This window comes from Mycobacteriales bacterium (assembly GCA_035995165.1).
Taxonomy (GTDB): Bacteria; Actinomycetota; Actinomycetes; order Mycobacteriales; family CADCTP01; genus CADCTP01.
In genome coordinates this window covers 19,756-27,658 of record DASYKU010000082.1, presented here as the reverse complement: position 1 = coordinate 27,658, position 7,903 = coordinate 19,756, and the positions used below count along the sequence as shown (strand labels likewise).

Annotated in this window: 8 protein-coding genes; 5 read left to right on the top strand and 3 right to left on the bottom strand. The window is 73.9% G+C overall.

The window, feature by feature from the left end; all coding sequences use genetic code 11:
- Positions 1-1,407, top strand: a 1,407-nt coding sequence (locus tag VGP36_13435) for an LCP family protein (GenBank protein ID HEV7655717.1), incomplete at its 5' end; no start/stop codon positions are given.
- Here the strand turns inward: VGP36_13435 and VGP36_13430 are convergent.
- Positions 1,404-1,928 carry a phospholipase gene (locus tag VGP36_13430; GenBank protein HEV7655716.1) on the bottom strand — a complete coding sequence of 175 codons (525 nt, stop codon included), beginning with the start codon at positions 1,926-1,928 and terminating at the stop codon, positions 1,404-1,406. The genes VGP36_13435 and VGP36_13430 overlap by 4 nt on opposite strands.
- Positions 1,929-2,043: 115 nt before the next feature.
- On the opposite strand from VGP36_13430, the gene VGP36_13425 reads away from it, so the two are divergent.
- Together VGP36_13425 and VGP36_13420 are read left to right on the top strand one after the other, a co-directional pair.
- On the top strand, positions 2,044-2,793 hold the full coding sequence (locus VGP36_13425) for a TIGR03089 family protein (GenBank protein ID HEV7655715.1): 750 nt from the start codon (positions 2,044-2,046) through the stop codon (positions 2,791-2,793).
- Positions 2,794-2,856: 63 nt separating this feature from the next.
- Positions 2,857-3,687, top strand: a complete 831-nt coding sequence (locus tag VGP36_13420) for a DUF1028 domain-containing protein (protein HEV7655714.1) — start codon at positions 2,857-2,859, stop codon at positions 3,685-3,687.
- Positions 3,688-3,737: 50 nt separating this feature from the next.
- Here the strand turns inward: VGP36_13420 and VGP36_13415 are convergent, their stop codons facing one another.
- On the bottom strand, positions 3,738-4,367 hold the full coding sequence (locus VGP36_13415; GenBank protein HEV7655713.1) for a hypothetical protein: 630 nt from the start codon (positions 4,365-4,367) through the stop codon (positions 3,738-3,740).
- A gap of 102 nt (positions 4,368-4,469) precedes the next feature.
- Here VGP36_13415 and VGP36_13410 point away from each other — a divergent pair, with 102 nt between their 5' ends.
- Complete coding sequence (locus VGP36_13410) at positions 4,470-6,383, top strand: diguanylate cyclase (GenBank protein HEV7655712.1); 1,914 nt, start codon at positions 4,470-4,472, stop codon at positions 6,381-6,383.
- Positions 6,384-6,422: 39 nt separating this feature from the next.
- Here the strand turns inward: VGP36_13410 and VGP36_13405 are convergent, their stop codons facing one another.
- Entirely contained in the window at positions 6,423-6,719 is a 297-nt protein-coding gene (locus tag VGP36_13405) for a hypothetical protein (GenBank protein ID HEV7655711.1), read from the bottom strand.
- A gap of 191 nt (positions 6,720-6,910) precedes the next feature.
- On the opposite strand from VGP36_13405, the gene VGP36_13400 reads away from it, so the two are divergent.
- Positions 6,911-7,879 (top strand): TIGR03885 family FMN-dependent LLM class oxidoreductase, encoded by a 969-nt coding sequence (locus tag VGP36_13400; GenBank protein ID HEV7655710.1) that lies wholly within the window; start codon positions 6,911-6,913, stop codon positions 7,877-7,879.
- The last annotated feature ends 24 nt before the right edge of the window (positions 7,880-7,903 follow it).

Sequence of the window (7,903 nt, the reverse complement as noted above, 5' to 3'; positions counted from 1 at the left end):
GGGGTCGGCGGCGATCGCCCGCCGCGTACCCGGCGGCACTCGCGGCTGGTCGGCGCGCTGCGGGTGGCCGCGGCGTTCCTGTCGACGGTGGTGCTGGTCGCCAGCGGCGTGATGTGGTTCCTCTACCGCGACTTCACGACCAAGGTCGACCGGGTCAACGCGATCGGCTCCACCCACGACGACGTCGACGGCCGGGACATGAACATCCTGCTGGTCGGCAGCGACGACCGCACCAACGCGACCCCGGCCGAGCTCCAGGAGCTCAACACCACGGCCCAGGTGACCAACTCGACCGACACGATGATCCTGGTGCACATCCCGGCCGATGGCCGGAAGGCGACCGCGGTCTCGTTCCCGCGCGACTCCTGGGTGACGATCCCGGGCTGCGGGACGCACAAGCTGAACTCGGCCTACATCAACGGCTCCACCGACTGCGGCACGGCCAAGGCCAACCCGGACCGCGGCCGGCAGAAGCTGGTGCAGACGATCAGCGAGCTGTCCGGCGTGCACATCGACCACTACGTCGAGGTGGACCTGCTCGGCTTCTACCGGATCACCAAGGCGATCGGCGGCGTCCAGGTCTGCCTGACCAAGGCCCAGAAGGACTCGTTCTCCGGCATCGACCTGCCCGCCGGCACCTCGAACATCGAGGGCAAGCAGGCGGTCGCGTTCATCCGGCAGCGGCACGGCCTGCCCCGCGGCGACCTGGACCGGATCGTCCGCCAGCAGTACTTCATGTCGGCGGTGTTCCGGAAGGTGACCAGCCTCGGCGTGCTCACCAACCCGATCAAGCTCAAGCGGCTGCTGGACGCGATCGGCACCTCGCTGCGGATGGACGACAGCCTCGACCCGCTGCAGCTGGCCGGTCAGCTGCGCGGGCTGGCCGCCGGCAACGTCACGTTCACCACGATCCCGACCGACGGCAACGGGACCCGCGGCGGCCAGGACGTGATCGTCGTCGACCCGGCCCAGGTCTCCAGCTTCTTCACCTCGGTGATCAACCCGCCGAAGCCGAAGGCCGCGGCCAAGCCGGCCGCCCGCTCCGCCACCACCGTCGCGGTGTTCAACGGCAGCGGGAGGTCCGGGCTGGCCGCCACCGCGACCTCGGCCCTGGTCAAGGCCGGCTTCAAGGCCAGCACCTCCGGCAACGCCGACACGCAGAACTACACCAGGACCGAGATCCGGTACGGCGCCGACGGCGAGGCCCAGGCCCGGGCCGTGCTGGCGGTCATCCCGAGCGCGAAGCTGGTCCAGCGCAATGACGTGGCCACCGGCGTGCAGCTGGTGCTGGGCTCGGACTTCACGACCCTCGGCGGGTCGGCCGCCACGAAGGCGCCGGCGGCGGCCGCGTCCCCGACCGCTGCCGGGGACTCCCGGACCGCCGCCGACGCCGGCTGCATCAACTAGGCGGCCGCGCCGGAATTCATGATCGCGGCGGCCCGGTCCAGGTCGGCCTGGGTGACGATGGCGCTGCCGAAGACGTGCACGGCCTCGTAGTAGGTGTGGGCGAGGGAGTCGCAGGCGCCCTTGACGACGCCGGAGTAGCGCGCGCAGACCCGTTCCAGGTCGGTCAGCAGCATGGTGTCCAGCCGGGGCTTGTTGGCCGAGAACGTGCCGATGGCCTTGTAGTTGCGGTAGCCGAAGTCGTGCCGGACGCAGGAGTTCGCGAACGGGAACCCGAGCGGGTTGTCCGGGCTGGACGAGCACTTGTCGGTCGACCAGTCGAACGCGTACGCGGCCCAGGCGCCCTGGTTACCGCGGGCGGCGAAGAAGGTGGTGTAGCTGGCGGCGCTGGTCTGGGTGAAGCTGGCCAGCACGGCCGGTTTGTCGGCCGGTGCGGCGGCGGCCGGTTGCGCCAGCAGCACCAAGCCCAGCAAGGCCATCAGCAGCGTGGTGACGAGCGCGGCGAAACTCCCACGACGGGCCATGTCGTACCTCCTCGGACGAGTTCCCCGCACTCAGTCTGAGCCGAATGGGCGTACGAACCTATCGGCCGAACGGTGAAAGTTGAGCGTCGCCGAGAGGCGCCTAGGGTTGCGGGCTGTGCCCGCTCCCGACGCCCTGCTCGCCGCCGCGCTGGTCCGCGACCCGGCCGGCCCGCTGCTGACCTTCTACGACGACTCGACCGGGGAGCGGACCGAGCTGTCCGCGACCTCGCTGGCGAACTGGGTGGCCAAGACCGCGAACCTGCTCCGGGACGAGGTCGGCACCTCCCCCGGCGACCGGGTCGGCGTGCTGCTGCCGGCGCACTGGCAGACCGCGGCCATCCTGCTCGGCGCCTGGACCGCGGCCGCGGTGGTGAGCCCGGCGGCCGAGGGCGCGGCGGCGGCGTTCTGCACCGCCGACCGGGTCCAGCAAGCCTCGGCCTCCGACGAGGTGTTCGCGCTGTCGCTGGCCCCGCTGGGGCGCGGCTTCGGCCGGGCCACGCCGCCCGGGGCCCGGGACTACTCGGTCGACGTGCTGGCCCAGGGCGACCGCTGGTCGGGCCGGCCGGTGCCGGACGCGGTGCCGGCGCTGGACACCGGCAGCAGCACGGTGACCGCGGGCGACCTGGTCGAGATCGCGCTGCGGCGGGCGGCGGAGCTCGGCATGGTCGCCGGCGACCGGGTGCTGATCAGCACCGAGTGGGACTCGCCGACCCGCTGGGTCGACGGCCTGCTCGTGCCGCTGGCCGCCGGGGCCAGCGTCGTCCTGGTCGTCAACCCGGCCCCGGACGCGCTGCCCCACCGGGTCGAGGCCGAGCGGATCACCGCGACCCTGGGATTGTCCGTGCCGGGAGTGCGACCGCTGTAGGGGTGGCCGACGGATGTCGGTGCGCCGCCAGATGTCGGTCAGCCGCCCTAAGGTGGGTCTGACATGACTTTCTCGATCGTGGCCCGGGACCCCGCCACCGGACAGCTGGGCGTCGCCGTCACCACCTGTGCGCTCGCGGTCGGGCGGGCGGCGCCCTGGGCCCGGGCCGGGGTCGGCGCCGTCGCCACCCAGGCCCACTCCCAGCGCGGGTACGGCCCCCGCCTGCTGACCCGGCTCGCCGCCGGCGACCCCGCCGGCCCGGCCCTGGACGGGCTGCTGGCCCGCGACGCCGAGGCCGACCAGCGCCAGGTCGCCGGGATCGGCCCGGCCGGCCCGCCCGCGGCCTGGACCGGCGTCGGCTGCCTGTCCGCCTGCGGGCACCGGCTCGGCCCGGACTTCAGCGCCCAGGGCAACATGCTGTCCTCCCGCTCGGTCGTCCCGTCCGTCGCCGAGGGGTACGCCGAGGCCGCCGGCGACTTCGCCGGCCGGCTGGTGGCGGCGCTGCGGGCCGGCGACGCCGCCGGCGGCGACCTGCGCGGCAAGCAGTCGGCCGCGCTGGTGGTGGTCTCGGCGACCCGCGACGACGAGGCGCCCTGGGAGGGCGTGCTGGTCGACCTGCGGGTGGACGACGCCGCCGACCCGGTCGGCGAGCTGGCCCGGCTGCTGCGGTTGCAGCGGGCGTACGAGACCGGGGACTACGAGCTGCTCGCGGCCGAGGCGCCGGAGGGGGTCCGGGAGCTGCACGGCGCGCTGGCGGCGGCGGCCCGCGGAGATCGGGACGGCGCCCGGGAGGCGCTGCGCACGCTGCGGGAACGCCCCGGCTGGGAGGGCTGGCTGCGCCGGCTGCGGGTCAACGGGCGGCTGCCGGCCACGGACGAGCTGCTGCGCTACTGAGCGGCTGCTGCGCTACTGACCGGCTGCCCCGTTGCTGGGCGGCTGCCCCGTTACTGGGCGGTGTTCTCCAGCAGCTTGGCGATCCGGTTGTCCAGCAGCGTGAGCACCGGCAGCCGGGCGGCGTGGGCCTGTTCGTAGTCCCGCAGCTGCACCAGCTCGACCAGCGCGAGCGAACGCAGCCGACCGCGCAGCTGCGGCACGGTCTGGTGGTCGAAGTCCGGCAGCGGCAGGTCGGCGTGGGCCAGCTCGGCCCCCGGGGTCAGCTGGGCGACGTCGTCCTGCACGTCCTCGGGCAGCACGATCGGCTCGGTCAGCCCGATCGGCGTCGGCGCGACCGGCGGCTCGTTCACCGGCGCCTCGGCTGCCGAGGTCCCGGCCGACTGTTCAGCGCGGGTCCCGGTGAACGGCTCGACGCCGGGCCCGGTCGGCTCGACGCCGGGTCCGGCCGGCGGCTCGACGCCGGGCCCGGCCGGCGGCTCGGCCGCTGGTGCATGGCCGGCGGCGACACCGGGCACGTGGCCGGCGAGCACGTCGCGTCCGTGCAGCGCGAGCTCGTCGTACCGGCGGTGGGCCGCCCGCCGGGCCTCGTCCAACGTCTGCGGCAGTCGGCGAACGCGATCCGTGGCGAATGCGACCAGCCCGACCGCGGCCACGAGCGGCGTGGGAGGGGAACCGTCCATGCATCTGATCTCCCCGGTGCGTCCGGATCCAACCCAATCTGACCGGTTACGCCTGGCACTCCAGCGGTAGGCTGCGCGCTGGGGTCGAGACGAAAGGCGACGGTGACCAGCGACCAGGCACGGCCGGCGACCGAGTCGGCGCTGTCCCGGCACACCACCGCCCTGGACGCGATCGAGGAGATCGCCTGCGCCCCGGCCCAGCCCTCGCTGCTGCTCGAGCTCTGCGTCGAGCGGGCCCGTGCGCTGGTCCATGCCGGCGGCGCCGCCGTCCAGCTGCTGGAGTCCGGGGACACCACCGAGCTGATCTTCGCCGCGACGTCCGGGATGCTGCGCGACCAGCTCGGCTCGCTCAACGCCGTCGAGGGCTCGCTCTGCGGGACGGCGATCCGCCGCGGCGAGGTCGTCCGGAGCGCCGACGCCACCGTCGACCCGCGCGGCGACCGCGCCGCGGCCCGCTCGCTCGGCCTGCGCTCGACGGTGTCGCTGCCGCTGCGCCAGCGCCAGCGCGCGATCGGCGTGCTGCTGGTCTGCTCCGACAAGACCAACTACTTCACCGACGAGGACGTGGCCCTGCTGACCCGGCTGGCCCGGGTCGCGAGCAGCCGGCTCGACTTCGCGCTGGCGCGGGACCAGCGCCGGCGCAGCGAGCAGGCGCTGTCGGCCAGCCGGCAGAAGTACCGCACCGTGCTGGCCTCGGTCGAGCAGGGCATCCTCGTCATCGACGAGTACGACCGGGTCACCATGGTCAACTCGGCGGCGGAACGGATCCTCGGCGAGCCCGGATACGAGCTGATGCGCCGGTCCCCGTCCTGGGTGCTGCAGCACGAGGACGGCTCCCCGCTGCCGCACGAGCTCTGGCCGAGCACGATCTGCCTGCGCGAGCAGCGGGTGGCGACCTCGGAGATGATGCGGGTGGTCCGCAGCGACGGGAAGGTCCGCTGGGTCAGCGCGACCGCCTCGCCGCTGCCGCCGGCCGACGACGGCCGCCGCAGCGTGGTGGTCTGCTTCACCGACGTCAGCACCGAGCGCGGCGCCGGGCAGCGGCTGCGGCGCAGCGAGCGGCTGCTGGCCGAGACCCAGCGGCTGGCCCACGTGGGCAGCTGGGAGTGGGACTCGCCCGGCCGCAACGAGGTGCTGGCCTGGACCGACGAGATGTATCGGCTGGCCGGGCTGATCCCGCAGTCGGTGATGGTGACCGCGCGGCTCTGGCTGGACGTGACCCACCCGGCCGACCGGCAGCGGCTGGACGCCGACCTGCGGGAGGCCTTCACCCGGCCCGGGCCGTTCGAGCTGGCCCAGCGGCTGGTGCTGCCGACCGGCGAGGTCCGGCACCTGGCCGTGCGGGGCGAGGTCGAGCACGACGCCGAGGGCCGGCCGCTGCGGGCCTGGGGCTCCGCGCAGGACGTCACCGAGCGGCACCGGGTCCAGGAGGAGCTGCGCCGGACCGCGCTGACCGACCCGCTGACCGGGCTCGGCAACCGGCTGCTGCTGGTGGACCGGCTGCGGCGCTGGATCACCGCGCTGGACGGCGGCGACGGCAAGCACCGGCACGTCGCGGTCATCGCCGTCGACCTCGACGGCCTCAAGCGCGTCAACGACACGTACGGGCACGCCACCGGCGACGACCTGCTGCGCGAGACCGCCCGCCGGCTGCGCTCGGTGGTCCGGGACCGGGACCTGGTCGCCCGGCTCGGCGGCGACGAGTTCGTGCTGCTCTGCGCGGGCGTCGACACCGAGGGCGCGTCCCGGCTGGCCGAGCGGATCGTCACCGAGATCAGCTCGCCCTACCTGCTGCCGGGCGGCGTGACGGCCTGGTCGGGGGCGAGCGTCGGCGTCACCGTGACCGACGACCCGCGCGACGACGTGGACCGGCTGCTGGCCCAGGCCGACCGCGCGCTCTACACGGCCAAGGGCGACGGCGGGAACCGGTACGTCGTGCACCCCGGCGCCGCGGGCCTGCCGACCCCGACCCCGACCGCCCCGATCCTCGGCCTCGCCGCCGGCGGCGGCGCCTGAGCCGGCATTCGATCCCGACCGCATGCCGGGACCGACGCGTCAGTCGATCGCGAAGCCCTTGTCGTTGACCTTGGACAGGAGCCGCAGGACGCCGACCTGACCCCAGGTGACGAAGAGCCGGTCTCCGGTCAGCAGGTCGGTCTCGAGAGTCATCGATCCATTCATCTCGGCGACGCGATGGACGTTCCACATCGTGATGCTCTGGGACTCCACCTGGTAGGTGCGGCCGTGGTGTTCGAACTCGATCTTCAGCGGTGTCATCGCTGCCCTTCCGCTCGTTGTTCGGCGAGCGGAGTAGACAATGCCGTCCGGCGCGACAACGGCGTTGTCCAGCAACTGGCGTCCTTATGTCCGGTTCGCGAGTGACCAGTGGCGGACGATCCCGGCGCGGGTCCGGGTATGCCGCCAAGCTCGTCGCGGCGACGTGTCCCGGCCGGCCGGTTCGGACCGGTCCCGCGATCCGGCGGACGCGCCCCGGCCGGGCGCCTGATGCTTGGCGGTTCCTTGGGGTGGGGTAGGTCGGTTTCATGCCGGTCATCGGATTCCACGCGCAGCACGAGCAGGCCCACCCGCGGGAGCTGCGGGACTCGGCCGTGCACGCCGAGCAGGCCGGCTTCGACGCCGTCATGTGCTCCGACCACCTGGCGCCGTGGAGCCGGAGCCAGGGCCACTCCGGCTTCACCTGGGCCTGGCTCGGGGCGGCGCTGCAGGCGACCGAGCGGGTCCCGATGGGCTGCTTCCACGCGCCCGGCCAGCGCTACCACCCGGTCATCTCGGCCCAGGCGTTCGCGACGCTGGGCGCGATGTTCCCGGGCCGGTTCCCGTGGGTCGCGGTGGGCAGCGGGGAGGCGCTGAACGAGCACGTCACCGGGGACCCGTGGCCGCCGAAGGACGTCCGGATGGCCCGGCTGCGGGAGTGCGTGGACGTGATGCGGGCGCTCTGGCGGGGCGAGGAGGTCAGCCACCGCGGCCTGGTCACCGTGGACCGGGCCAGGATCTGGGACCTCCCGGAGGAGCCGCCGAAGCTGGTCGCGGGCGCGATCAGCGCGGAGACGGCAGCGTGGGCGGCGCAGTGGGCCGACGGGCTGGTGACCGTGAACCAGCCGCCGGAGCTGCTGCGCAAGGTCGTCGACGCGTACCGGGACGCGGGCGGCCGGGGTGAGCTGCACCTGCAGGTGCACCTGTCCTGGGCCCGGGACGAGGACGCGGCGCTGGCCGCCGCCTGCGAGAACTGGCGCAGCAACTGCCTGCCGACGAGCCTGTCCTGGGAGCTGGAGACGCCGGAGCAGTTCGAGGCGGCCACGAAGTACGTCCCGGCCGAGGAGGTCGCGCGCAACGTGCTGGTCTCCGCCGACCCGGGCCGGCTGGCCGAGAACCTGCACGACTACCAGCAACTCGGCTTCGCCGAGCTCTACCTCCACCCCGTCGGCGCCGACGACGAGTTCATCGACGTCTTCGGCGACGAGGTTCTCCCCCGCCTGGGCTCGCCGGCCTGATCCCGGGATCGCACCCACGAGCCG